This window comes from Hydrogenophaga sp. (assembly GCF_036675665.1).
Classification (GTDB): Bacteria; Pseudomonadota; Gammaproteobacteria; order Burkholderiales; family Burkholderiaceae_C; genus Hydrogenophaga.
Genome location: NZ_JAKFEO010000015.1, coordinates 1 through 21,819, shown reverse-complemented (window position 1 = coordinate 21,819; position 21,819 = coordinate 1). Strand labels below are relative to the sequence as shown.

The 21,819-nt window shown below is 66.1% G+C and carries 21 protein-coding genes; 9 read left to right on the top strand and 12 right to left on the bottom strand.

From position 1 onward, the window contains the following. Positions 1–6: 6 nt before the first annotated feature. From V6M63_RS08115 to V6M63_RS08090, 6 genes are all read right to left on the bottom strand, one after another. The gene (locus V6M63_RS08115; protein WP_332741082.1) at positions 7–1,212 is read right to left on the bottom strand and encodes a CaiB/BaiF CoA transferase family protein; all 1,206 of its coding nucleotides are present in this window, start codon (positions 1,210–1,212) and stop codon (positions 7–9) included. Beyond that, positions 1,209–1,991, bottom strand: coding sequence for an enoyl-CoA hydratase/isomerase family protein (locus tag V6M63_RS08110; RefSeq protein ID WP_332741081.1), 783 nt, complete (start codon positions 1,989–1,991; stop codon positions 1,209–1,211). Before V6M63_RS08110 ends, V6M63_RS08115 begins: the two co-directional genes overlap by 4 nt. A gap of 2 nt (positions 1,992–1,993) precedes the next feature. Further along, entirely contained in the window at positions 1,994–3,277 is a 1,284-nt protein-coding gene (locus tag V6M63_RS08105; RefSeq protein ID WP_332741080.1) for a TRAP transporter large permease, read from the bottom strand. Then, positions 3,274–3,810, bottom strand: coding sequence for a TRAP transporter small permease (locus V6M63_RS08100; protein WP_332741079.1), 537 nt, complete (start codon positions 3,808–3,810; stop codon positions 3,274–3,276). The genes V6M63_RS08105 and V6M63_RS08100 overlap by 4 nt, the downstream gene beginning before the upstream one ends. An 87-nt stretch (positions 3,811–3,897) precedes the next feature. Further along, entirely contained in the window at positions 3,898–4,923 is a 1,026-nt protein-coding gene (locus V6M63_RS08095) for a TRAP transporter substrate-binding protein (protein WP_332741078.1), read from the bottom strand. Positions 4,924–5,004: 81 nt separating this feature from the next. Beyond that, on the bottom strand, positions 5,005–6,231 hold the full coding sequence (locus tag V6M63_RS08090; protein ID WP_332741077.1) for a pyridoxal-phosphate-dependent aminotransferase family protein: 1,227 nt from the start codon (positions 6,229–6,231) through the stop codon (positions 5,005–5,007). A 108-nt stretch (positions 6,232–6,339) separates the two neighbouring features. Here V6M63_RS08090 and V6M63_RS08085 point away from each other — a divergent pair, with 108 nt between their 5' ends. Genes V6M63_RS08085 through V6M63_RS08075 form a run of 3 tightly spaced genes read left to right on the top strand, consistent with a single transcriptional unit; the run spans position 6,340 to position 10,615 of the window. Further along, entirely contained in the window at positions 6,340–7,041 is a 702-nt protein-coding gene (locus V6M63_RS08085; RefSeq protein WP_332741076.1) for a GntR family transcriptional regulator, read from the top strand. Then, complete coding sequence (locus V6M63_RS08080) at positions 7,038–10,139, top strand: FAD-binding and (Fe-S)-binding domain-containing protein (RefSeq protein WP_332741075.1); 3,102 nt, start codon at positions 7,038–7,040, stop codon at positions 10,137–10,139. The genes V6M63_RS08085 and V6M63_RS08080 overlap by 4 nt, the downstream gene beginning before the upstream one ends. A 53-nt stretch (positions 10,140–10,192) precedes the next feature. Continuing rightward, the gene (locus V6M63_RS08075) at positions 10,193–10,615 is read left to right on the top strand and encodes a hypothetical protein (RefSeq protein ID WP_332741074.1); all 423 of its coding nucleotides are present in this window, start codon (positions 10,193–10,195) and stop codon (positions 10,613–10,615) included. 73 nt (positions 10,616–10,688) lie between these two features. Here the strand turns inward: V6M63_RS08075 and V6M63_RS08070 are convergent, their stop codons facing one another. Both V6M63_RS08070 and trmB read right to left on the bottom strand, forming a co-directional pair. Further along, on the bottom strand, positions 10,689–11,621 hold the full coding sequence (locus V6M63_RS08070; protein ID WP_332741073.1) for a pseudouridine synthase: 933 nt from the start codon (positions 11,619–11,621) through the stop codon (positions 10,689–10,691). A gap of 32 nt (positions 11,622–11,653) precedes the next feature. Then, positions 11,654–12,382 (bottom strand): tRNA (guanosine(46)-N7)-methyltransferase TrmB, encoded by a 729-nt coding sequence (gene trmB, locus V6M63_RS08065; RefSeq protein ID WP_332741072.1) that lies wholly within the window; start codon positions 12,380–12,382, stop codon positions 11,654–11,656. A gap of 238 nt (positions 12,383–12,620) precedes the next feature. Between trmB and V6M63_RS08060 the strand changes: the two genes are divergently transcribed. Continuing rightward, positions 12,621–13,154, top strand: a complete 534-nt coding sequence (locus V6M63_RS08060) for a hypothetical protein (protein ID WP_332741071.1) — start codon at positions 12,621–12,623, stop codon at positions 13,152–13,154. A gap of 64 nt (positions 13,155–13,218) precedes the next feature. On the opposite strand, the gene gluQRS is transcribed toward V6M63_RS08060, so the two are convergent. The 3 genes from gluQRS to V6M63_RS08045 all read right to left on the bottom strand — a co-directional run bounded on the left by gluQRS (position 13,219) and on the right by V6M63_RS08045 (position 16,413). Then, complete coding sequence (gene gluQRS / locus V6M63_RS08055; RefSeq protein WP_332741070.1) at positions 13,219–14,121, bottom strand: tRNA glutamyl-Q(34) synthetase GluQRS; 903 nt, start codon at positions 14,119–14,121, stop codon at positions 13,219–13,221. Between the two features lie 45 nt (positions 14,122–14,166). Next, the gene (locus V6M63_RS08050) at positions 14,167–15,267 is read right to left on the bottom strand and encodes an NAD(P)/FAD-dependent oxidoreductase (RefSeq protein ID WP_332741069.1); all 1,101 of its coding nucleotides are present in this window, start codon (positions 15,265–15,267) and stop codon (positions 14,167–14,169) included. A gap of 198 nt (positions 15,268–15,465) precedes the next feature. Then, positions 15,466–16,413, bottom strand: a complete 948-nt coding sequence (locus V6M63_RS08045) for a LysR family transcriptional regulator (protein WP_332741068.1) — start codon at positions 16,411–16,413, stop codon at positions 15,466–15,468. Between the two features lie 149 nt (positions 16,414–16,562). Here V6M63_RS08045 and V6M63_RS08040 point away from each other — a divergent pair, with 149 nt between their 5' ends. The 3 genes from V6M63_RS08040 (at position 16,563) to V6M63_RS08030 (ending at position 18,346) form a co-directional block, all read left to right on the top strand. Continuing rightward, complete coding sequence (locus V6M63_RS08040; protein ID WP_332741067.1) at positions 16,563–17,264, top strand: pirin family protein; 702 nt, start codon at positions 16,563–16,565, stop codon at positions 17,262–17,264. A gap of 47 nt (positions 17,265–17,311) precedes the next feature. Continuing rightward, the gene (locus V6M63_RS08035) at positions 17,312–17,719 is read left to right on the top strand and encodes a DoxX family protein (protein ID WP_332741066.1); all 408 of its coding nucleotides are present in this window, start codon (positions 17,312–17,314) and stop codon (positions 17,717–17,719) included. Positions 17,720–17,791: 72 nt separating this feature from the next. Next, the gene (locus V6M63_RS08030; protein ID WP_332741065.1) at positions 17,792–18,346 is read left to right on the top strand and encodes a flavodoxin family protein; all 555 of its coding nucleotides are present in this window, start codon (positions 17,792–17,794) and stop codon (positions 18,344–18,346) included. A 30-nt stretch (positions 18,347–18,376) separates the two neighbouring features. Here V6M63_RS08030 and V6M63_RS08025 read toward each other — a convergent pair whose 3' ends face one another. Continuing rightward, a complete protein-coding gene (locus V6M63_RS08025) occupies positions 18,377–19,366 on the bottom strand; it encodes a Bug family tripartite tricarboxylate transporter substrate binding protein (protein ID WP_332741064.1) in 990 nt (329 codons plus the stop codon). A 93-nt stretch (positions 19,367–19,459) separates the two neighbouring features. Between V6M63_RS08025 and V6M63_RS08020 the strand changes: the two genes are divergently transcribed. Both V6M63_RS08020 and dnaE read left to right on the top strand, forming a co-directional pair. Beyond that, the gene (locus tag V6M63_RS08020) at positions 19,460–20,173 is read left to right on the top strand and encodes a DUF599 domain-containing protein (protein ID WP_332741063.1); all 714 of its coding nucleotides are present in this window, start codon (positions 19,460–19,462) and stop codon (positions 20,171–20,173) included. A gap of 35 nt (positions 20,174–20,208) precedes the next feature. Beyond that, on the top strand, positions 20,209–21,819 hold a 1,611-nt coding region (gene dnaE / locus V6M63_RS08015; protein WP_332741062.1), incomplete at its 3' end, for a DNA polymerase III subunit alpha.

Sequence of the window (21,819 nt, the reverse complement as noted above, 5' to 3'; positions counted from 1 at the left end):
GCCCGCTCAGGGTTCGGCGACCACGCCCTCGGCCACGAGGGCGTCGATCTCGGTCTCCGCCAGATCGAACTCGCGCAGCACCTCGCGCGTGTGCTGGCCCAGCAACGGCGCGGGTGTGCTGCTGCGATCCGGTGAGGCGGAGAAGTGGATCGGGCAGCCAATGGCCCGCGTGGCGCCGGCTTGCGGATGCTCCACCTCCACCACCATGCCGCGCGCCACGGTTTGCGGATGGCTCAGTGCTTCGCCGATGGTGTGCACCGGGCCGGCCGGCACACCTGCTGCGTCAAACGCCGCTTGCCACTGCTCGCGCGTTCGCGTGCGCACCACCGCATTCATCAGGTCCACCAGCACATCAAGATTCGCCATGCGGTCGCTGTTGGTGGCAAAGCGCGCGTCGCCTCGCCACTCGGGGTGGCCCAGCACGTCGCAGATGCGTTCCCAGTTGGTCTGGTTGGCGCCACCGATGTTGATCCAGCCGTCGCTGGCTTCAAACGCCTGGTAGGGCGCGGTGAGGATGTGCGCCGAGCCGGTGGGCTCGGGCGACCGTTGCGTGGCGAACCACACCGCCGCGTGCCAGTAGGTCTGCTGCAGCGCCGCGTCGCTGAGCGACGTGTCCACCACCTGCCCTTCCCCAGTCTTGAGCTTGTGGATGTAGGCGGCGAGGATGCCGAGCGCGGCCAGGATGCCCGCGTTCATGTCCGACACCGCGTTGCCGCTCTTGGCCGGCGGGCGGCCCGCTTCGCCGGTGATGGACATCAGCCCTGCGAAGCCCTGTGCAATGAGGTCGAAGCCGCCCTTGTCGGCATACGGCCCGGTGCGCCCGTAGCCGCTGATGGCGCAGTAGATGAGGCCGGGGTTCTCGGCTTTCAGGGCCTCATACCCCAGACCCAGCTTGTCCATGGTGCCGCCGCGGAAGTTCTCCACCAGCACGTCGGCGTTCTTCGCCATGCGCAGCAACAAGTCACGTCCCTTGGGGCTCTTGAGGTTGAGTGCAAGGCCGCGCTTGTTGCGGTTCATCATCATGAAGGGCGCCGACACACCGCCCACCTGCGGGTCGCGGTAGCCGCGCGCGTCGTCGCCGCCGGGAATTTTCTCGATCTTGATCACGTCGGCGCCCATGTCGGCCAGCAAGAGGCCACAGGTGGGGCCCGACATGATCTGGGTGACTTCGAGCACGCGCAGTCCCGCCAGCGGTCTGTTGGATGGGCTCACTGGCCGCTCCAGACGGGGGACCGTTTGGCCACGAAAGCGGCCACGCCTTCGTGGAAGTCGTCGCTGCCGTAGGCGGCGCGGATCAGGTCCTCTGACTCGGCCAGATCGTGCGTGGTCAGGCGCTCCAGCGTGGCCTTGCTCACGCGCTGCGTCACCGGGGCCAGCGCGGCGAGTCGCTGCACGAGCGCGGTGGCGGCGTTGTCGATGGTCTCGGGCGTCTCGATGGCATGCAGGAAGCCGCAGGCCAGCGCCTCGTCGGCCTCGATGAACTCGGCCAGCATCAGCATGCGTTTGGCGCGCTGGTGACCGAAGGCAGCGCGCAGCCGCGCCACGTTGGCGATGGCCAGGCAGTTGCCCAGCGTCTTGGCGATCGGCACGCCGAATTTCGCGCCCGACGTGGCCAGGCGGAAGTCGCACGCGGTGGCGATCGCCAGGCCGCCACCCACGCACCAGCCCTCGACCACGGCCACGGTGGGCATGGGCAACTGGCACAGCAGTTCAATGCCGGCCTCGATCTGGCGTTCGTAGGACACGCCGTCCTCGCCGGTCTTGAAAGCGGCGAACTGTTCGATGTCGGTGCCGGCCACAAAGGCCTGCCCACCGGCGCCGCGGAACACCGCCACACGCACGCTGCGCTCGTTGCTCAGCTGGCGGTTGATGGCCGCGAGCTGTTCGTACATGGCCCAGGTCATCGCATTGCGCGCCTGAGGCCGGTTGAACACCACCGAGGCCAAGCCGGCGTCGATGTGCAGGGTCACTTCACCGGTGTCCGCGCTCATGGTCAACGGTAGAAGTATTCAACGAGGAACATCGGGATCGCGGGGATGTAGGTCACCATGAGCAACAACACCACGAGCACACCGATGAAGGGCAGGTTCACGCGCGTGACCTTCCACATGTCGGCCTTGGCGATGGAGCATGCCGTCATGAGCACGCTGGCCACCGGTGGGGTCTGCTGGCCGATGCCCAGGTTGAGCGTGACGATCAGGCCGAAGTGCACCGGGTCGATGCCCACGGCCTTGACCAGGGGCATCACGATCGGCACCACCAGGATGATGGCCGCGGCCGAGTGCAGGAACAGACCCACCACCAGGAAGAAGATGTTGAGGATGCCGAGCACGGCGTACTTGTTGTCGGTGAGCGCCGAGATCCAGGCGGCGAGTTGCTGGGGAATCTGCTGCTCGGTGAGCAGGTGGCCGAGCAGGGCGGAAGCGGCCACCAGCAGCATCACCACCGCGGTCTGGATGCCGCCTTCGAGCATGGAGTCGTACAGATGCCTGAAGTTGAGTTCTCGGTAGATCACGCCACCGATGAACAGCGCCGCGAGCACGGCGAGCGCTGCGCCTTCGGTGGCCGTGACCACGCCACCAAAGATGCCGCCCAGGATGATGATGGGCAGCAAGAAGGCCCAGGCCGCGTCCTTGAAGGTGGAGCGGAAGCGCGCCCAGCTGAACACTTCTTCCACGGGGTAGTTGTAGCGTTTGGCGTACCAGTAGGCCAGCGCCATCATGCCGCCGCCGCCCAGGATGCCGGGCACGATGCCGGCCACAAAGATCTGCACCACCGAGGCCTCGGCCATCACGGCGTACAGGATCATCGGGATCGAGGGCGGGATGATGATGGCCAGCGTGGCCGACGACGATGTGACCGCTGCCGCGAACTCCTTCGGGTAGCCCTTCTTCTTCATCGCCGGGATCAGGATCGAGCCCATCGCAGCCACGTCGGCCACGGCCGAGCCGGAGATTTCGGCGAAGAACAGCGAGGTGCCGATGTTGACCATCGCCAGGCCACCCTTGATGAAGCCGAAGCAGGCCGAAGCAAAGGCAATCAGCCGGCGCGACAGGCTTGACGAATTCATGATGGCGCCGGCCAGGATGAACAGCGGGATCGACAGCAGCGGGAAGCTGGTGGCGCCGGTGAACATGGTGATCGCGGCACTCAGCAGCGCGTCCGGGCCGCCATGGAACACCATGGCGATCATGGCCACCACACCCAGCGAAACGCCGATCGGCACGTTGATCAGGATGAGGGCGATCAAGCCCAGGAACATGAGCAAGGCGGTCATGGTTGCATCGCCTTGCGAAGTTCTTTTTCCATCTCCTGCTGCTCGGCATCGATCACGCCGGCGCCACGGGCCTGCGCCAGCAATTCGGGCAGGCTCAAGAGCTGCGCCAGGATGAACATGGCCGACCCCACCGGGATCACGGATTGCGTCAGCTGGGTGGGCACCCAGGGCAGACTCACCATGGTGTCTCCCTGCAGGATGTCGAGCACCTGGTAGCCATACCAGGCGAGCACGGCAAAGAAGCCGATCACCACCACCTCACCGAACAGCACCACCGCCACGCGCAAGGCCGGGGGCATGGCATTGACCAGGCCGGGGAAACCGATGTGCGCGCGCTTGAGCGCGGCCAGCGCGGCGCCATAGTAGGTGAGCCACGCCAGGGCGATGGAGGCGACTTCGTCGTACCAGACCATGGCGATGCCGAGCTTGCGGTAGGTCACGCCCATGAGGACGATGACCGCCAGCGAGGCCAGCAGAAAAATGACGAACGCTGTCAGGGTGCGGTCGAACGCGGTTCGTAGGGTGAGGAACACGGTGGGAATCCTTGAGGAAATGAAGGGTGTGCACGACGCGTCGGGCACTGGCGCTTGCCAGTCCCGGCGCGTGTGTGCAGGGCGGCCTTAGAAGGCGGCGCCGAGTGCGACGGCCTTGTTCACCAGATCGGCACCGCCGGGCACTTCTTTCCCGAACTCCTCATAGACCGCCTTGCTCGCGGCGATGAAGGCGTTCTTGTCGGCTTCGTTCACCTTGGTGCCAGCGGCCTTGATCTTGTCGACCAGCTCACCGTCGAGTTGGGCCGCGGTCTTGTAGACGAAGGGCTGCACGTCCTGCGCGGTCTTCTCCAGAATCTCGCGCACGTCGGCCGGCAGCGAGGCGAACTTGCGTGTGCCCGCCGTGAGGAAAGCGGGCGTGTACACGTGGCCCGTCATCGACATGAACTTCTGCACTTCCTGGAACTTGGACGAGTAGATCTGCGTGAGCGGGTTTTCCTGGCCGTCCATCACACCGGTCTGCAATGCCACGAACACCTCGGACAGGGCCATGGGCGAGGGGTTCGCGCCGTAGGCCTGGAACATCTTCACGCGCCACACGCCGGGTGGCACACGCAGGCGCATGCCCTTCAAGTCTTCGGGCTTGACGATGGGCTTGACGTTGCTGGTGATGTGGCGAAAACCGTTCTCCCAGACGCCCAGAATCTTGAAGCCCTTTTCCTCGGCCATGGGCAGCATGGTGGGGCGCAGGATGTCCGACTCGATCTTTTTCATGTGATCGCGGTTCTTCACGAGATAGGGCATCTCGAACATGCCGAAGGCCGGCACATTGGACGACATGATGGTCGACGGAATCGACAGCTCCAGTGTGCCCAGACGAAGCTTCTGCATCATTTCGGAGTCACCGCCGAGCTGGCTGGAGCCGAACACCATGACCTTGCCTTTGCTGCCCAGGCGCTCGTTGGCCAGGCGCGCGAACTCGTTGGCCGAACGCTCGAAGAGCGAACCCGGGCCCCCCACGTGGCCGAGCTTGATCTCCACCTGCGCATGGGCCAGGTTGGCGCCGAGCAGGGCGGTGGCGCCCAGCAGTGCGGCCGCAGCCACCTTGCGCATCGGGCCGCTGAAAGTCGGGAACTTGAAGGTTTGTGTCGGCATGTCTGTCTCCTTGTCGTTGATGTCCGCTGAAAAGCGTGCGCCGTCCACGGACGAGACGGTGCACGGAAACGGTGGGTGGTGTCAGGCCTTGAGCAAGCCACCAGGGTGGCTGCTGAAGTGGTCCATGAGTGCCTGCACGCCCGAGCCGGCGAGCTTCACGCCGGCGAGCTTGAGGCCCATCTCGCAGCCCGCCACGGCGGCGATCAGCGTGAGGTCGTTGGTGTCGCCCAGGTGGCCGATGCGGAACATGCGGCCCTTGATCTTGCCCAGGCCGGTGCCCAGCGAGCAGTCGAAGCGCTCGTAGATGATCTTGCGCACCGCGTCCGCGTCCACGCCTTCGGGCGTCATCACGCCGGTGAGGATGGGCGAGTGCACACCGCTCTCGGCGCACTGGATCGGCAGACCCCAGCTCTGCACCGCAGCGCGCACGCCGCTGGCCCAGCGCTGGTGGCGCGCGAACACCACGTCCAGGCCCTGGCCCAGGATCGTGTCGGCCGCTTCGCTCAGCCCATAGAGCAGGTTGGTGTTGGGGGTCGACGGCCAGTAGCCGGTCTTGTTCATCTCGATCATCTCGTCCCAGGCCCAGAAGGCCTTGGGCAGCCTGGCGGTCTTGCTGGCTTCGATCGCCTTGGGCGAAAGGGCGTTGAAGCTGATGCCGGGCGGCAGCATCAGCCCTTTCTGCGAGCCGCTGATGGAGACGTCCACGCCCCATTCGTCGTGGCGGTATTCGGCGCTGGCCAGGCCCGAGATGGTGTCCACCAGCAGCAGGGCCGGGTGCCTGGCCGCGTCGATGGCCTTGCGCACGGCCGCGATGTTGCTCGTCACGCCGGTGGAGGTTTCGTTGTGCACCACGCACACCGCTTTGATGCTGTGGCCGGCATCGGCCTTCAGGCGCTCCTCGATCAGATCGGCCTGCACGCCGTGGCGCCAGCTCGCGGGCACGCCGTTGTCGGTGCCGCTCAATGCCAGCACCTCGGCCTTGAGACCCAGGCGGTTGGCCAGCTTGTTCCACAGGAAGGCGAAGTGGCCGGTCTCGTACATCAGCACGTGGTCGCCCGGGCTCAGGGTGTTGGCCAGCGCGGCCTCCCAGGCGCCGGTGCCCGAGGCCGGGTAAATCATCACCGGGTGTTGGGTCTGGAAGATCTTCTGCATGTCCGCCAGGACCTTCAGGCCCAGCACGCCGAACTCGGGGCCACGGTGGTCGATGGTGGGCAGGCTCATGGCGCGCAGCACGCGGTCGGGCACGGGCGAGGGGCCGGGAATCTGCAGGAAATGGCGGCCGGTGGGGTGGGAGTCGGTGATCAGCATGGCAAATGATGGGTGGATGACAGACCCATTTTTTGCATACAAAATCAATCTGTCAACCGGATCAGCCCTAAAATGCGGCAAACAAGGCGACTTTTTTGAATACAAAACATGACGGCCCAGATCTTTTCCATTCCTCCCGCGGCCTTGCACGAGCAGGCCACCCACCGTTTGCGCCAGATGCTGGTCGAGGGGCAGATTGCCCCGGGCGCCAAGCTCAACGAGCGCGAACTGTGCGAACAGCTCAAGGTCTCGCGCACCCCGCTGCGCGAAGCCATCAAGACCCTGGCCGCCGAGGGCCTGGTGGAGCTGGTGCCGAATCGCGGCGCGGTGGCGGTGCAGCTGACCGAAGCCGACGTGCACAACACCTTTGAAGTGATGGCCGGGCTGGAAGCGGCTTCCGGACAGCTGGCCGCGCAGCGCGTGACCGACGCCGAGCTCGTCGAGATCAAGGCCATGCACTACGAGATGCTGGCCGCGTACACGCGGCGCGATCTCTCGGCCTACTACCCGCTCAATGCCGCGATCCACCGTGCCATCAACGCAGCGGCCCGCAACCCGGTGCTCACCAGCACCTACAACCAGGTCAATGCGCGCCTGCAGGCGCTGCGCTTCCGCTCCAACCAGGACGGTGAGAAGTGGAGCCGCGCGGTGAAGGAGCACGAAGCCATGATCCAGGCGCTGGAAGCCCGCGATGGCGTGGCGCTGGCCAGCGTGCTCACGACCCACCTCAACAACAAGCGCGACGTGGTCATGGAGCAGCTGCGTTCGCAGGAGGCGCAGACGCTGCAGCGCCAGGGAGGCACTGAATGAACGCGCCCTTGCCCCTGGACGTGACGCGGGAGAACGCCGATGCGGTGTACGAGCGTGTGGCCCAGACCAGCAACGAGGTGGCCGGCCAGCTGGCCCGACGCCTGACACAGCAAACCCAGGGCGAAGTGTTGTTCAGCCCCGCCGACCGCGGCCGCTACGCCACCGACGCCTCGATCTACCAGCAGATGCCGGTGGGCGTGTTCGTGCCACGCGATGCGGACGACGTGCGCGTGGCGCTCGACATCTGCCGCGATCTGGCCGTGCCCATCGTGCCGCGCGGCGGCGGCACCAGCCAGTGTGGCCAGACCGTGGGCGCGGGCCTGGTGATCGACCACAGCAAGCACGTGCGACGCGTGCTCGACGTGAACGTGCAGGCCCGCACCGCCACGGTGGAGCCCGGCCTGGTGCTGGACCACCTCAACGCGCAGCTCAAACCGCACGGCCTGTGGTACCCGGTGGACGTGTCCACCAGCGCGCAGGCCACGCTGGGCGGCATGGCCGGCAACAACTCCTGCGGCAGCCGCTCGGTGGCCTACGGCAACATGGTGCACAACGTGCTGGGCGCGCAGGCCTGGCTGGCCGATGGCAGCCTGGTCGACTTCGGTGACCACGCCACCGCGAGTCCGCAAGCCAGGGCCATCGGCGACTTCGTGCGCGACCTCGCCATGGAGCACGCCGACGAGATCGACGCGCGCTGGCCCAAGGTGCTGCGCCGCGTGGCCGGCTACAACCTCGACATCTTCCGCAACCAGAACGAAAAGCCGTACACGCACGACGGCTCGGTGAACCTGTCGCACCTGCTGATCGGCAGCGAAGGCACGCTGGCACTCACGCGATCGCTCAAGCTGCAGTTGCGCGAACTGCCGCGTGCCAAGGTGCTCGGCGTGGTGAACTTCCCCAGCTTCTTCCAGGCGATGGACAGCGCGCAGCACATCGTCAAGCTGGGCGAGGGCATGGCCGTGGGCCAGCTCACCGCGGTGGAGCTGGTCGACCGCACCATGATCGAGCTCTCGCTGCAGAACCCGGCGTTTGCGTCCACCATCCGCACCGCGCTCTCGCCGCACATCAACGGCGGCAAGCCCGAGGCCGTGCTGCTGGTGGAATTCAGCGGCCCCAGCAAGGCCGACATCGCCCACAAGATCCGCGAGCTCGTGGAACTGATGGGCGACCTGGGCCTGCCCGGCAGCGTGGTGGAGATGGTGGACGACGCGCCGCAGAAGAACCTCTGGGAAGTGCGCAAGGCGGGCCTGAACATCATGATGAGCCTGCGCGGCGACGGCAAGCCGGTGAGCTTCATCGAAGACTGTGCCGTGCCCCTGGTGCACCTGGCCGAGTACACCGATGCGCTCACGCAGGTGTTCCACAAACACGGCAGCCGGGGCACCTGGTACGCCCACGCTTCGGTGGGCACCCTGCACGTGCGCCCCATCCTCGACATGCGCCGCGAAGGCGCGAGCAAGATGCGCGCGATCGCCGAAGAGGCCAGCGAACTGGTGCGCCAATACAAAGGCGCCTACAGCGGTGAACACGGCGACGGTCTGTGCCGCGGCGAATGGATCGAATGGCAGTTCGGCCCACGCATCAACGACGCGTTTGCCCGCATCAAGGACCACCTCGATCCCACCCGGCTGTTTTCGCCCAACCGCATCATCGACCCGCCCAGGATGGACGACACACGGCTGATGCGCTTCCCGCCCAGCTACAAGGTGGTGCCCATCACACCCGTGCTCGACTGGAGCGCCTGGGACGTGCAGGCCGACCCGGTGACCGAAGTGACCACCGCGCCCGGCACCGGTGAAGACCCGGCGCGCGGCCTGGCCAAGGCGGTGGAGATGTGCAACAACAACGGCCATTGCCGCAAGTTCGACGCCGGCACCATGTGCCCGAGCTACCGCGTGACCCGCGACGAACAGCATCTCACGCGTGGCCGCGCCAACACCTTGCGCCTGGCGCTCAGCGGGCAGATCCCGGGCCTGTCGGGCAACGACGCGCTCACCAGCGAGGTGGTGCGCGAAGCCATGGACCTTTGTGTGGGCTGCAAGGGCTGCAAGCGCGACTGCCCCACCGGCGTGGACATGGCGAGGATGAAGGTCGAGTTCCTGCAGCACTACAAGGCGAAACACGGCCACACGCTCAAGGACCGCATGGTCGCGCAGTTGCCCGACTACGCTCCCTGGGCCGCGCGGCTGGCGCCGGTGCTCAACCTGCGCAACCGCGTGCCGCTGCTCGCATCGCTGACCGAAAAATGGCTCGGCATCTCGGCCCGGCGCAGCCTGCCGCCATGGCACACCCGGCATTTTTTCAACACACCACGCAAGACGGCGACGCGCGACGAAGTGCTGGCCGCGGAGCGCGGCGTGGTGCTCTTCGTCGACACCTTCAATGGCTACTTCGAATCGGAAAACGCACACGCGGCCGTGCGGGTGTTGCAGGCGGCGGGCTATACCGTGCACGTGGCGACCAAGACCAAAGACGACGGCAAACACCTGTGTTGCGGGCGCACCTATCTCGCCAGCGGCATGGTGGAGCAGGCGCGCGAGAAAGCACGCGAGGTGGTGCAGAGCCTGCTGCCGTTTGCGCACAAAGGCATTGCCATCGTGGGGCTGGAGCCGTCGTGCCTGCTCACGCTGCGCGACGAGATGCTGGTGATGGGCCTGGGCTTGGCGCCGCAGCACATTGCCGAACACGCCCTGCTGTTTGAGGAGTTCCTGGCGCGCGAAGCGAAGGCCGGGCGCCTGGACGGGTTGAAGGCCATGCTCCAGCCGGTGGACCAGCCGGTGCTGCTGCACGGTCACTGCCACCAGAAGGCGTTTGACGCGGTCTCACCCATCATGGAAGTGCTGCGCTGGATTCCCGGCGCCCAGCCGCAACTGATCGAGAGCAGCTGCTGCGGCATGGCCGGCAGCTTCGGCTATGAAGCCTCGCACCACGGTGTGTCGATGCAGATGGCCGAGCTCAACCTGCTGCCCGCCGTGCGCGCCCAGCCCGACGCGATCGTGGTGGCCGACGGCACCAGCTGCCGCCACCAGATCCACGACGGCGCGCAGCGCGAGGCGGTGCATGTGAGCCGTTTGCTGGCGGGTTTGCTGGCGGGGTAAGCTGGGCCGATTCGTCTCAATCTCAGGAAGCCGTGATGACCAGAGAAATTCAAATGGCCCAGGCCAACCTGCCCACGAGGACCACTCGTTGGGGGGTGCTGGCATTCGCCGCACTGGCCTTGCTCGTCGCGGGCTGCAAAGACCAGAGCTCGTCACCCGCACCGGTCAGCGCGGCGAGTCCTGCGGGTTCGAGCTCTGCGCCCGCCACCGACCAGTGGCTGGGAAAATGGGATGGGCCCGAGGGCACATTTCTGCAACTCGCCGGCGGCAACGGCCGGTACGACGTGACCATCCAGAACCTGGACGGCCCTCGCACCTTCCCAGGCCAGGCCGCAGGCGATCGGATCGAGTTTGAACGCAACGGCGTGAAAGAATCTCTGCGCGCCACGAACGGTGCTGACACAGGCATGAAGTGGTTGAGCGAGCGGTCCAACTGCCTGACGGTTCGGGCCGGTGAAGGCTACTGTCGCGACTGAAGAGCGCAGGAAACACGACCCCGACGCAATGGCATGGTTGCGCGCCTCATCGATCCTGGGCGACTTGTGAGCCTCAGTCCACGGGCCACGCCAACACCCGCCCGCTCTCGAAGTGCCGATCCCTCCCGGTCACCGGATCGGTGAACGCGATGCCGCGCGCCAGCAGGCGCAGCGGCTCGGCAAAGTCCTCGGTGTCGTCCGGCCCGCGCAGCACCTGCGGGTAGAACTGGTCACCTGCGATGGGGGCGCCGAGTGCGTTCATGTGCACGCGCAGCTGGTGCCGCTTGCCGGTCACGGGTGAGAGCGTGTAGCGCGCCCAGGCGCCGCGCACCTCGGTTGGTTCGATCCGCGTTTCGCTGTTGGGCTCGCCCTCGGCTTCGACCATTCGGAAAAAGCGCTCGCTCTCTTCTTCGATGCGGCTGCGCCGCGTGAGTGGAAAGCTCAAGTCCGGGCGGTGGGGCGCGATGGCCTCGTAGGTCTTGTGCACCGCGCGGTCCCGAAACAGCGCCTGGTACGCGTTGCGGTCTTGCGCTCGCACGCTGAAGAGCACCAGGCCTGCGGTCTCGCGGTCGATGCGGTGGATGGGGCTCAGTGTGTCGATGCCGGTGCGGCGTTTCAAACGCACCAGCAGGCTTTGCTGCACGTAGCGCCCACCGGGCGTGACCGGCAAAAAATGCGGCTTGTCGGCCACGAGCAAATGCGCGTCCTGGAACAGCACCGTCTCTTCGAACGGGATGGTGGGCTCGTCGTCGAGGTGGCGGTAGTAGTGGATGCGCGCACCGGGCTGGAATGGTGCGTCCGGTGGCAGCGGCTGGCCGGCGTCGTCCAGCACCTCGCCGCGCGAGAGCCGCTCGGCCCAGGCCGCGCGATCCACCACGTTCAGGCGCTCGGCCAGGTAGTCCAGCAACAACGGCCAGGGCGCCACCTTGGTGTGTGGCAGCGCCACGCAGCTGGCGGACACGCCGTGGCGTGCCGGGATGTGCGGACTTTTCGGCGGGCGTGCCACGGTGGAGGTGGACGGGCCTCAGGCGCTGGGTGTCAGGCCCGGCGGAACACCAGGTCCCACACGCCGTGGCCGAGCTTCAGGCCCCGGTTTTCGAACTTGGTGAGCGGTCGGTAGCCGGGTTGTGGCACGAAGCCGTTGGCGCCGGCCTCGGCGGTGTTCTGCAGCAGCGGTTCGGCGCTCAGCACCTCGAGCATCTGGTGGGCGTAGGGCTCCCAGTCGGTGGCCAGGTGCAGGTAGCCACCGGGCTTGAGGTGGCGCGCGAGCCGGTTCACGAACGGCCCCTGGATCAGGCGGCGCTTGTGGTGGCGGCTCTTGTGCCAGGGGTCGGGAAAGAAGATGTGCACGCCGTCCAGGCTCGACTCACCGAGCATGTGGTCGAGCACTTCCACCGCGTCGTGACGCAGGATGCGGATGTTGTCCAGATGCTGTTCACCCGCGAGCTTGAGCAGCGCGCCGACGCCGGGCTCGTGGACCTCGCAACACAGGAAGTTGTCTTCGGGTCGCACGGCGGCGATGTGCGCGGTGGCGCCCCCCATGCCGAAGCCGATTTCCATGATCAGCGGCGCGCTGCGGCCAAAGGCGGCGGTGGCGTCGAAGGGGCCTGGCGCGTAGTTCAGCAGCCAGCGTGGGGCATAGAGTTCGTAGGCTTTGGCCTGCCCGACCGTGGTGCGGCCCGCGCGCAGCACATAGCTTTTCACTTGCCGCACGTAGGGCACTTCGCTCAGGGGAATGCGCGGTTGCGCGTGTCGAGGATCGGTCATGTTGGCGGTTTGAGGGTGCCAGATTGTAGGAGAGAGGGTTGGCTTGCCCCCTTCTGCGAGCCGCGGCTCGGATAGACTGCGCGGCAGTTGCCCGTCCTGCATGGGGAAGGTGCGTGCTTTGGGCGCAGAGCCAAGTGGCCTGACTGGCATCAAAGCAAAGGCGGGCAACCGTGGGGGGTGAGACCGATAGGCGGTCTCACCGAGGAGTTTTGCTTTGCCAACAACCAGAAAGTCATTCATGAAAATTGTGTCCCTGGCCATGCTCGCCACCGTAGCGATGTTGTCCGGTTGTGCCTACAACGCGTCTCCATATGGGGCGTCGGTCAAGAATGTGGAATCCATCAAGTTCCTCAACATCAAACCGGTCGCCGTGGCGAAATTCGAGTCCTCGAAACCGGGATTGGCCTCCATCACCTGCCGCGCAGCCGGCCCGGTCACGGTGTCACCCAGTTTCGAGAGCTACATCGAGAAGGCGTTCATAGACGAGCTCAAGCTCGCGGGCGCGTATGACCCAGCATCATCGATGGTCGTTTCCGGCAAGCTTGAGGAAGTGGACTTCAGCTCAGGCATCACGGACGGCAAGTGGCTGTTCACGTTGGTGGTGTCGAACGCGCGCAAGGAGAGCTTCAGCATCAAATCGGTCTTTGGATTTTCGGGTAGTTTTGTTGCGGACAAGGCGTGTCAGGAAGTCGCGCAGGCTCTGGGTCCTGCGGTTCAGAAGCTGATCGAGGACGTTGTCCGCGATCCGAAATTCAAGCAGATTGCGATGTAGTCGAAAGTCGGGGCGGCACTCCATCCTTGCGGTGCCGGCCGTTTTCCCAAGGGGGGGCTCCGCGCTATGCGGCGCCCCCTTTTCGTTGAATCCACTGCTCATCCCACACAGATGTCCAGCTGTCGAGGGCCAGCGCCGGACGGGCGTTGGTGCTGTGCAACCCCAGCACGTTTGCGGCTTGGCAGAGGGCCGTGATGGGATCGCTCAGGTCCAGCGGCTGCGCGCCGTTCTGCTTGCTGAGCTTTTCGCCGTTGTCACCCAGCACCAGGGGTGTGTGCAGGTAGGCCGGCGTGGGCAGGCCGAGCGCGCGCTGCAACAGGATCTGGCGCGCGGTGTTGTCGGCGAGGTCTTGGCCGCGCACCACGTGGGTGATGCCTTGTGCGGCGTCGTCCACCACCACCGCGAGCTGGTAGGCCCAGAGGCCGTCGGCGCGTTTCAGGATGAAGTCGCCGACCTCGGTGGTGACGTTCTGGGTCTGGGGGCCCAGGCGGCGGTCGCTCCAATTCACATGTGCTGTCTGGGGAATGGAAAACCGCCAGGCGCGCGCGGGCTTGCCCTGCAGGCCGCCGCGCTCGGGTCGGCAGGTGCCAGGGTAGACGGCGATGTGATGGCGCTCGCGGCCCCTGCCTTGCGTTTGCAGGGCGGCCTCGATGTCCTTGCGCGAGCAGCCACACGGGTAGGCGTGGCCTTGCTGCACGAGGTGGTCCAGCGCCTGCTGGTACGCGTCGCCGCGCCGCGATTGCCAGACCACGGGTTCGTCGCTCACCAGCCCACAGCGGGCGAGCTGGCGCAGGATGACCTGATCCATGCCGGGCAGGCAGCGCGGCGTGTCCACATCTTCGATGCGCACCAGCCAGGCGCCGCCGTGGGCGCGGGCGTCGAGCCAGCTGGCAAGCGCTGCCACGAGCGAGCCCGCATGCAGCGGGCCGGTGGGGGAGGGGGCGAAACGACCTCTGTACGCAGCCATCTTGGGGAGGGCTTCGACAGGCTCAGCCCGAACGGGGGAATGGGTTCAGGCGATTTCCAACGCCATTTCGAGCCCGGAGACAAACGCGTCCTCGACGCGATGGCCCAGGCACCAGTCGCCACAGGCGCCGATGCCCAGTGCCTTGTCGAACAGGTGGCTTTTGCCCAGCGGGGTTTGCGTCTGGGCGAATCGCCAGCGGTGCGCCACGGCAAAGGTGGGCGTGGCGCGGATGCCGGTGATTTCAGCGAAGCCCTTGAGCAGCTTGGCCTTCACGCGCTCGGCGTCGTCTTCGAGGTGTTTGGTGGACCAGGTCGGGCTGGCCTGGATGGTCCAGCGCTCGATCGGGTCGCGCCCGGGCTTGCTCGATTCGCGCGCCAGCCAGCTGATGCGGTGGTGCGTGCTGCGCGCGGCGTTCCACTGTGGACCCAGGTGGGGCAGGCCGGGCTGCATGGCCTGCGGGTACGCCACCATCAGCGTCCAGCAGGGGGCCACATGCACGGGCGCCAGTGCCTGGCGCAGTTCGGGCGCCAGGCCCGAGGCGCGCAGCAGGTCGTGCACCTGCGGATGCGGCATGGCCAGCACCACGCGGTCGAAACCCCCCACGACCTGTTGACCACCGGCGCTGTCTTCGGTGCGCAGTTGCCACTGTCCGGGGTGAAGCGCATCGCGTTCGATCTGGGTCACACAGGTGTCGAGCAGCGTGGTGGCGGCCAGCGGCTGGGCCCACAGGTTCACCAGGGCGTTCATGCCGGGCGAGGCCACGAAATGAGGCTCGGTGGGGGGTGGCGCGCTGGCCAGCACGTGGCCGAATTCGTCGAGCACGCGCACGGTGCTGGCGCTCCAGGGACGCACCACCGAGGTGGCGTTGCTGCGCAGCGCGGTCTCGAAGCGCGCGTCGCGCACGGTGAAGTACTGCGAGCCGTGGTCAAAACCGCCGAACTCGGTGCGCCGGGTCGACATGCGCCCTCCCAGGCCGCGGCTTTTTTCGAACAGCGAGACCTTGTGACCGGCCTGCACCAGCGTGCGCGCGCACACCACGCCCGCCATGCCGGCGCCCACCACGGCGACGTGCAGACCCACCGACCGGGTGGCCTTGGCTTTGGGGACAGAACCTCTGGAGGCGCGGGTCTTGGGGGATGTGGTCATGTCTCTGGGCGCTTTCTGATGACGCTTGGTCGGGCTGGGTGGAGTGCTGTTGACTGTAGCAGTTGCTCCCCCCATCTTCCTTGCTTTCACGCGAACCGCGGCGCGCGAGAGGCCACCCTTCCAGAACACCGCGGAACTGGCTTTGCCAGGCCGCAGGTGTTGCCCCCTGGGGGGAGGCGCCTCAGGCGCTTCGGGGGGTCACATCTGGTGGTGATTGTTGAGCAGCGCGGCGCGCGTCTGTGGGCTTTGCAGATGATCGAGCCACCAGCGCAGTGCGCGACCCGTGTCGTTCGCGGTGCGTGGCAGGCGCCAGGCATAGGCCACGCGCAGGCTGCGGTCGGGTCGCTGCACGTTTTTCACGACCAGCCGCCCGGCGGCAATGAAGGGCTGTGCCAACGGCAGTGGCAGGAAGCCGCCCCCCAGGCCACGCAACTGGGCGTCCAGTTTGTGCTGCATGGTGGGCACGGTCAGCACATCCTGCCCGGGCAACAGGTTGTGGGTGACGCCGCGCCCACGCTGCGCGCTGTCGGCCACCGCCACGGCGCGGTGTTCGCGCAGTTCTTCGTCGCACAGACTGTGGCTTACCCCCGCCAATGCGTGGTGGGGCGCTACCGCAAACACAAAAGTGATGGGGCCCAGCGGCGCTGACTGGATCTCGGGCAGCGAGAGGTCGGTGGGCACGCCGAGGGCCAGATCGGCCTGGCCCATCTGCAAGGCTTCCACCGTACCCGACAGTGTTTCGGCCCGCAGCTTCAGCCGCGTGGGCGCGCCTTCGGCGTAAAAGGCCTCGCAGAGCTCGAACAGCGTGGCGCGCGCGATGATCGCGTCGGCCGCGATGGTGAACTGCGGCTCCCAGCCGGTGGCCACGCGCTTGACGCGCTGCGCCACCGCATCGAGTTCGTTCAGCAGGTGCTGGCCCGAGCGCAGCAGTTCGGCGCCCGCGGGCGTGAGCACGGCACGGCGCGCGCTGCGGTCGAACAGCAGCACGTCGAGCGCGTCCTCGACCTGGCGGATGCGGTAGGTCAGGGCGCTGGGCACCATGCCCACTTCGCGGGCGGCGGCGGCCATGCTGCCCAGGCGTGCCACCGCCTCCAGCAGGCCCAGGTTTTCGGGCGACAAGGCGGCGCGGGGTGTGGAGGTGGCCATGGTTATGGAGGTCGATGGTTCAAATTATTTGAATGATGCCATCAAATCCGTGCAGTCTCAATGAGCATGCGTGCTCCCACAATCCATTCCATGCCAGCGAGATCCATCCGGTTTCAATGGCACCACTCCCAGACGGAAAGGGACTCACCATGCTCCAGATTCGACGCTCCGAAGCACGCGGTTTTGCCGACCACGGCTGGCTCAAGAGCTTTCACTCGTTCTCGTTCGCCGACTACTTCGATCCGGCCTGGATGGGCTGGGGCAACCTGCGTGTGATCAACGAAGACCGCATTGCCCCGGGCACCGGCTTCGGCACGCACGGCCACCGCGACATGGAAATCATCAGCTACGTGCTGCAGGGCAACCTGGCGCACAAGGACAGCATGGGCAACGTCAAGGGCATTCCGCCCGGCGACGTGCAGCGCATGAGCGCGGGCAGCGGCGTGCGCCACAGCGAGTTCAATCACGCGCCCAACAGCACCACGCACTTCCTGCAGATCTGGATCGAACCCAACGTGAAGGGCATCGAGCCGGGCTACGAGCAGAAGAGTTTTGCCGAGGATCAGAAGCGTGGCCAACTGCGCCTGGTCGCGTCCAAGGACGGGGCCGAAGGCTCCGTGACGATTCACGCCGATGCTTCCATGTACGCTGGTTTGCTGGATGGCGCCGAGACCGCCGAGCTGGCGCTGAACCCGACACGCAAAGCCTATGTGCATCTGGTGCGTGGCGCGCTCGATGTGAACGGCCAACGGCTGGAAGGCGGTGATGCTGCGGTGCTTGCCGGCGAGAGCCATCTGGAACTTTCCCGAGGAAAGGACGCCGAAGTGCTGGTGTTCGATCTCGCGGCCTGAACACTTTTCCCCTCAACCCTCAACCTTTGTTTTTTCAAGGAATCTTCATGAACGCTCTGCAAAATCCCCTGGCCCTGATCGGCCGCATCCTGTTGGCCCTGATGTTCGTGCCGGCCGGCTTCGGCAAGATTGCCGGTTTCACCGGCACCGTGGGCTACGCCACGGCCATGGGATTGCCTTTGCCCACCGTGGGTGTGGCCATCGCGCTCGTGATCGAACTCTTCGGTGGCCTGGCGTTGCTGATCGGTTTCCGCACCCGCTACGCTGCACTCGCGCTCGCGGTGTTCACGCTGGTGGCCAGCTTCTTCTTCCACGCCTATTGGTCCCTGCCGGCCGAGCAGCAGATGATGCAGCAGCTGATGTTCTTCAAGAACATCGCCATCACGGGTGGCCTGCTGGCCTTCGCGGCCTTCGGTGCGAGTGCCTTCAGCGTGGACGCTCGCCGCAAGGCCTGAGCACCGGTTCCTTTTCACTTCGTTTGTCCATCGCGGCGCCCAGGCGCCGCGTCTTTTTCAGAAAGACAAGTCATGTCCAAAGTTGTTGTGGTTTATCACTCTGGCTACGGTCACACCCAGCGCATGGCGCAAGCGGTGGCCCAGGGCGCCAACGCCGAACTCATCGCGATCGACGCCGACGGCAACCTGCCCGACGGCGGCTGGGAAACGCTCGATGCAGCCGACGCCATCATCATGGGCTCGCCCACCTACATGGGCAGCGTGAGCTGGCAGTTCAAGAAGTTCGCCGACGCCTCCAGCAAACCCTGGTTTTCCCAGCAATGGAAAGACAAGATCGCAGCCGGCTTCACCAACAGCGCCGGCATGAACGGCGACAAGCTGAACACTTTGAACACCTTGTTCACCCTGGCCATGCAGCACGGCATGATCTGGGTGAGCCAGGGCCTGATGCCGAGCAACACCAAGGGCGCCCAGCGCAACGATGTCAACTACCTGGTGAGCTACAGCGGCGCCATCGCGCAGAGCCCGTCGGACGCTGGTGCCAACGAGATGCTGCCTGGCGACCTGGAAACAGCCCGCTTGTTCGGCGAGCGCGTGGCGTCCGTGGCGGCGAAGTTCAAGGGCTGATCGAATCCCTCGAGCAGGTCGCGGCGAGTTTCAACTCGCGGCGACCTGCAGTTTCTGGCGAGCCACCACCTGCAGCCATGACTGGAGGTCAGCCGCCAGAAAACGGCCCAGGTCGGCTGGCGTGCCGGCAGCGGGTTCCAGCGCATCCAGCGAAAACCTCGCCTTCACCTCCGGCAGCGTGACCAGACGCGCGATGGCAGCGTTCAGCCGGCCCACCACCTCGGGCGGCGTGCCGTGCGGGGCCACCAGTCCGAAGTAGTTGAGAACGTTGAATCCGGCCTGTCCCGCTTCCACCATGCTGGGCACGTCCGGCAAGGCCGGTGTGCGCCGATCCGACGTGACCGCCAGCGCCTTGATGCGCCCGTCGCGGATGAATGGTGCCAGTGCCGGTACCGTGCCTGTGACCAGGTGAATCTGCCCACCCATCATGTCCAGCACGGCGGGTGCGATGCCGCGGTAAGGGATGTGCGTGATGAACGCGCCTGTGCGCACCTTGAGCAGCTCCAGCACCAGGTGGTTGATGCCACCGGCACCGGCCGAGCCGTAGTTGTAGAAGCCGGGCCTGGCGTGAGCCAGCTGCACCACCTCGGCCAGTGTGCGGGCAGGCAGGTCCTTGTTGGCGGCCCACACCAGTGGACCGGTGGCGATCATGCCCACCGGCGTGAACTGCGCCAAAGGCTCGTAGCCGGCGCCCGGCAGCGCGGCCGGGACGGTGGTGAAGGGCGCGGCAACCAGCAGCAGGGTGTGCCCATCGGGCGCGCTGTGCGCCACCGCCTGTGCACCGATGGCGCCCGAGGCACCCACGCGGTTTTCCACCACCACGGTGGCGGGCAGCAACTCCGCGAGCTTTTCGGCCACCAGGCGGCCCACGGCGTCCGTGCCCGCCCCGGGCGCGAAGGGCACGACGATGCGGATCGGGCGCAGTGGCCAGGCCTGAGCCCAGACCGTGGGGAAGGACAAGGAAGCCAGCGCAGAGCCTGCGCCGGCAATCAGATGGCGCCGGGACAAAGGGTGTTTCATGGTGATGGAGGGTCGTGGCGACAGCGCCAGCCCCATTGTTGCCACCGGCTGTGACCTGATCGTGACGCCAAACGCAAAGGTAACATCCGGCACATGAAGATTCTCAGCCTCATTCCCTGGGCAGACTGGCTCGCGCTGATCTGCTTTTTTGCGTTGTGGACGGGCTACGCCTGGTTTGCCCGGGTCTGGGGACGTCGGATGGGCTCGCTCATCGAAACCACCAACCGTTACCGCGGCTACTGGATGACGCAGACCACCGCGCGCGACCCGCGCATGCTCGACGGCCTGATCACCCAGACGCTGTCCAACACGCCGGCCTTTTTCTCGTCCACCTCCATCCTGGTCATCGGTGGTCTGTTCGCCCTGCTGGGCACGACCGACAAGGCGACCGAGCTGATGAGTGAGATCCCCTTCGCGCAGACCACCACCTTGATCGTCTTCGAGTTCAAGATTCTGGTCATGGTGTCCATCTTCGTGTACGCCTTCTTCCGTTTCTCCTGGTGCATGCGGCAATACACCTTCGTGGCCTTGGTGATCGGCGCCATGCCGCCGGCTGAGGATTTCGAAGCCGGAAAATACGACCGGCGTGCTTACGCCGAGCGCGCCGCGGCCATGGTGGGTGCGGCAGCCGAGACCTTCAACGACGGGCTGCGGGCTTACTACTTTTCGTTTGCTGCGCTGGCCTGGTTCGTCTCGCCGGTGGCCATGGTGGTGGCCACACTGGCGGTCGTCGCCATTCTCTACAGCCGCGAGTTCCGCTCCGAGGTGCTGAGCATCCTCAAAGACGAGATACCTCCGTCGAACTGAGCGAAGGGAGCCGGTGCGCCTCCTAAAATGGACGCATGTTTCTACACCTGCGCCTGCACACCGAATTCTCCGTCGTCGACGGCACCAACCGCATTGATGAAGTCGTGGCCGCCGCGGCCGCCGACAGCCAACCCGCGCTGGCCATCACCGACCTGAGCAACCTGTTCGGCGCGGTCAAGTTCTACAAGGCCGCGCGCGGCGTGGGCGTCAAGCCCATCATCGGCGCCGAGGTGATGCTGCAAGGCTTCACCGAAGAGACGCCCGGCGCCATGCCCGGCAGCCACCAGCCCGCAGCACCCCGCGTGCTGCTGCTGGTGCAGGACCACCAGGGTTATCTGAACCTGAGCGAGTTGCTGGCCCGCGCCTGGACGCGCAACGAGGGCCGGGGCCAGGCGCTGGTGCACCGCGACTGGCTGCAGGAATGCAATGCGGGCTTGATCATGCTGTCGGGCGCGCAGTCTGGCCCGGTGGGTCAGGCGCTGATGCAGGGTGACACCCAGCGCGCCACCGACATGGCGCTGCAACTCTCCACGATGTTCACGCACCGCTTCTATCTGGAGCTGCAGCGCGCGGGTCGCGCCGATGACGAGCGCCACGTGACGCAGGCGGTGCAGCTGGCCGCACGCCTGCACCTGCCGGTGGTGGCCACGCACCCGGTGCAGTTTCTGGAGCCCGACGGCTACGAGGCGCACGAGGCGCGCGTGTGCATTGCCGAAGGCGAGATCCTCGGCAACAACCGGCGCGTGCGCCGCTTCACGCATGAGCAGTATTTCAAGAGCGCGGCGCAGATGCAGGCGCTGTTCGCCGATGTGCCCTCGGCGCTGGCCAACACGCTGGAGATCGCCAAGCGCTGCAACCTCACGCTGGTGCTGGGCAAGCCGCAACTGCCCAACTTCCCCACGCCATTGATCGATGGTGTGCCCATGCCGATGGCGGACTTCTTCCGCCAGTCGTCGTTTGAAGGGCTTGAGGAACGCCTGGCGCACCTGTACCCCGACCCGATCAGGCGCGAAGCCGAGCGCCCGCGCTACGTGGAGCGCCTGGAGTTCGAGATCAACACGATCCTGAACATGGGGTTCCCGGGCTACTTCCTGATCGTGGGCGACTTCATCAACTGGGCCAAGAAAAACGGCTGCCCGGTCGGCCCGGGCCGGGGTTCGGGCGCCGGTTCGCTGGTGGCGTACGCGCTCAAGATCACCGACCTCGATCCGCTGCAATACAAGCTGCTGTTCGAGCGTTTCCTGAACCCGGAGCGGGTGTCCATGCCCGACTTCGACATCGACTTCTGCCAGACCAACCGCGACCGCGTGATCGACTACGTCAAGGACAAGTACGGCAAGGACGCGGTGAGCCAGATCGCCACCTTCGGCACGCTGGCCGCGCGCGCGGCGATTCGCGACGTGGGCCGGGTGCTCGATTTCTCCTACGGCTTCTGCGACGGCATCTCCAAGCTGATCCCGAACAAGCCAGGCATGTCGGTCACGCTGCAGTACCCACCCAACCCGAAGAAGGAGGGCGACAAGAACAACTACGCGATCGAGATGGAGCCGGTGCTGGCCGAGCGCATCCAGAAGGAAGACGACGTCAAGACCCTGATCGAGCTGGCGCAGAAGCTCGAAGGCATGACGCGCAACATCGGCATGCAC

What these genes read in the sequence shown, in the direction of transcription:
- V6M63_RS08110 (WP_332741081.1), bottom strand. Translation starts at nt 1,991, where the DNA reads ATGAGCGCGGACACCGGTGAAGTGACCCTGCACATCGACGCCGGCTTG.
- V6M63_RS08105 (WP_332741080.1), bottom strand. Translation starts at nt 3,277, where the DNA reads ATGACCGCCTTGCTCATGTTCCTGGGCTTGATCGCCCTCATCCTGATC.
- V6M63_RS08095 (WP_332741078.1), bottom strand. Translation starts at nt 4,923, where the DNA reads ATGCCGACACAAACCTTCAAGTTCCCGACTTTCAGCGGCCCGATGCGC.
- V6M63_RS08090 (WP_332741077.1), bottom strand. Translation starts at nt 6,231, where the DNA reads ATGCTGATCACCGACTCCCACCCCACCGGCCGCCATTTCCTGCAGATT.
- V6M63_RS08085 (WP_332741076.1), top strand. Translation starts at nt 6,340, where the DNA reads ATGACGGCCCAGATCTTTTCCATTCCTCCCGCGGCCTTGCACGAGCAG.
- V6M63_RS08080 (WP_332741075.1), top strand. Translation starts at nt 7,038, where the DNA reads ATGAACGCGCCCTTGCCCCTGGACGTGACGCGGGAGAACGCCGATGCG.
- V6M63_RS08075 (WP_332741074.1), top strand. Translation starts at nt 10,193, where the DNA reads ATGGCCCAGGCCAACCTGCCCACGAGGACCACTCGTTGGGGGGTGCTG.
- trmB (WP_332741072.1), bottom strand. Translation starts at nt 12,382, where the DNA reads ATGACCGATCCTCGACACGCGCAACCGCGCATTCCCCTGAGCGAAGTG.
- V6M63_RS08060 (WP_332741071.1), top strand. Translation starts at nt 12,621, where the DNA reads ATGAAAATTGTGTCCCTGGCCATGCTCGCCACCGTAGCGATGTTGTCC.
- gluQRS (WP_332741070.1), bottom strand. Translation starts at nt 14,121, where the DNA reads ATGGCTGCGTACAGAGGTCGTTTCGCCCCCTCCCCCACCGGCCCGCTG.
- V6M63_RS08050 (WP_332741069.1), bottom strand. Translation starts at nt 15,267, where the DNA reads ATGACCACATCCCCCAAGACCCGCGCCTCCAGAGGTTCTGTCCCCAAA.
- V6M63_RS08045 (WP_332741068.1), bottom strand. Translation starts at nt 16,413, where the DNA reads ATGGCCACCTCCACACCCCGCGCCGCCTTGTCGCCCGAAAACCTGGGC.
- V6M63_RS08040 (WP_332741067.1), top strand. Translation starts at nt 16,563, where the DNA reads ATGCTCCAGATTCGACGCTCCGAAGCACGCGGTTTTGCCGACCACGGC.
- V6M63_RS08035 (WP_332741066.1), top strand. Translation starts at nt 17,312, where the DNA reads ATGAACGCTCTGCAAAATCCCCTGGCCCTGATCGGCCGCATCCTGTTG.
- V6M63_RS08030 (WP_332741065.1), top strand. Translation starts at nt 17,792, where the DNA reads ATGTCCAAAGTTGTTGTGGTTTATCACTCTGGCTACGGTCACACCCAG.
- V6M63_RS08025 (WP_332741064.1), bottom strand. Translation starts at nt 19,366, where the DNA reads ATGAAACACCCTTTGTCCCGGCGCCATCTGATTGCCGGCGCAGGCTCT.
- V6M63_RS08020 (WP_332741063.1), top strand. Translation starts at nt 19,460, where the DNA reads ATGAAGATTCTCAGCCTCATTCCCTGGGCAGACTGGCTCGCGCTGATC.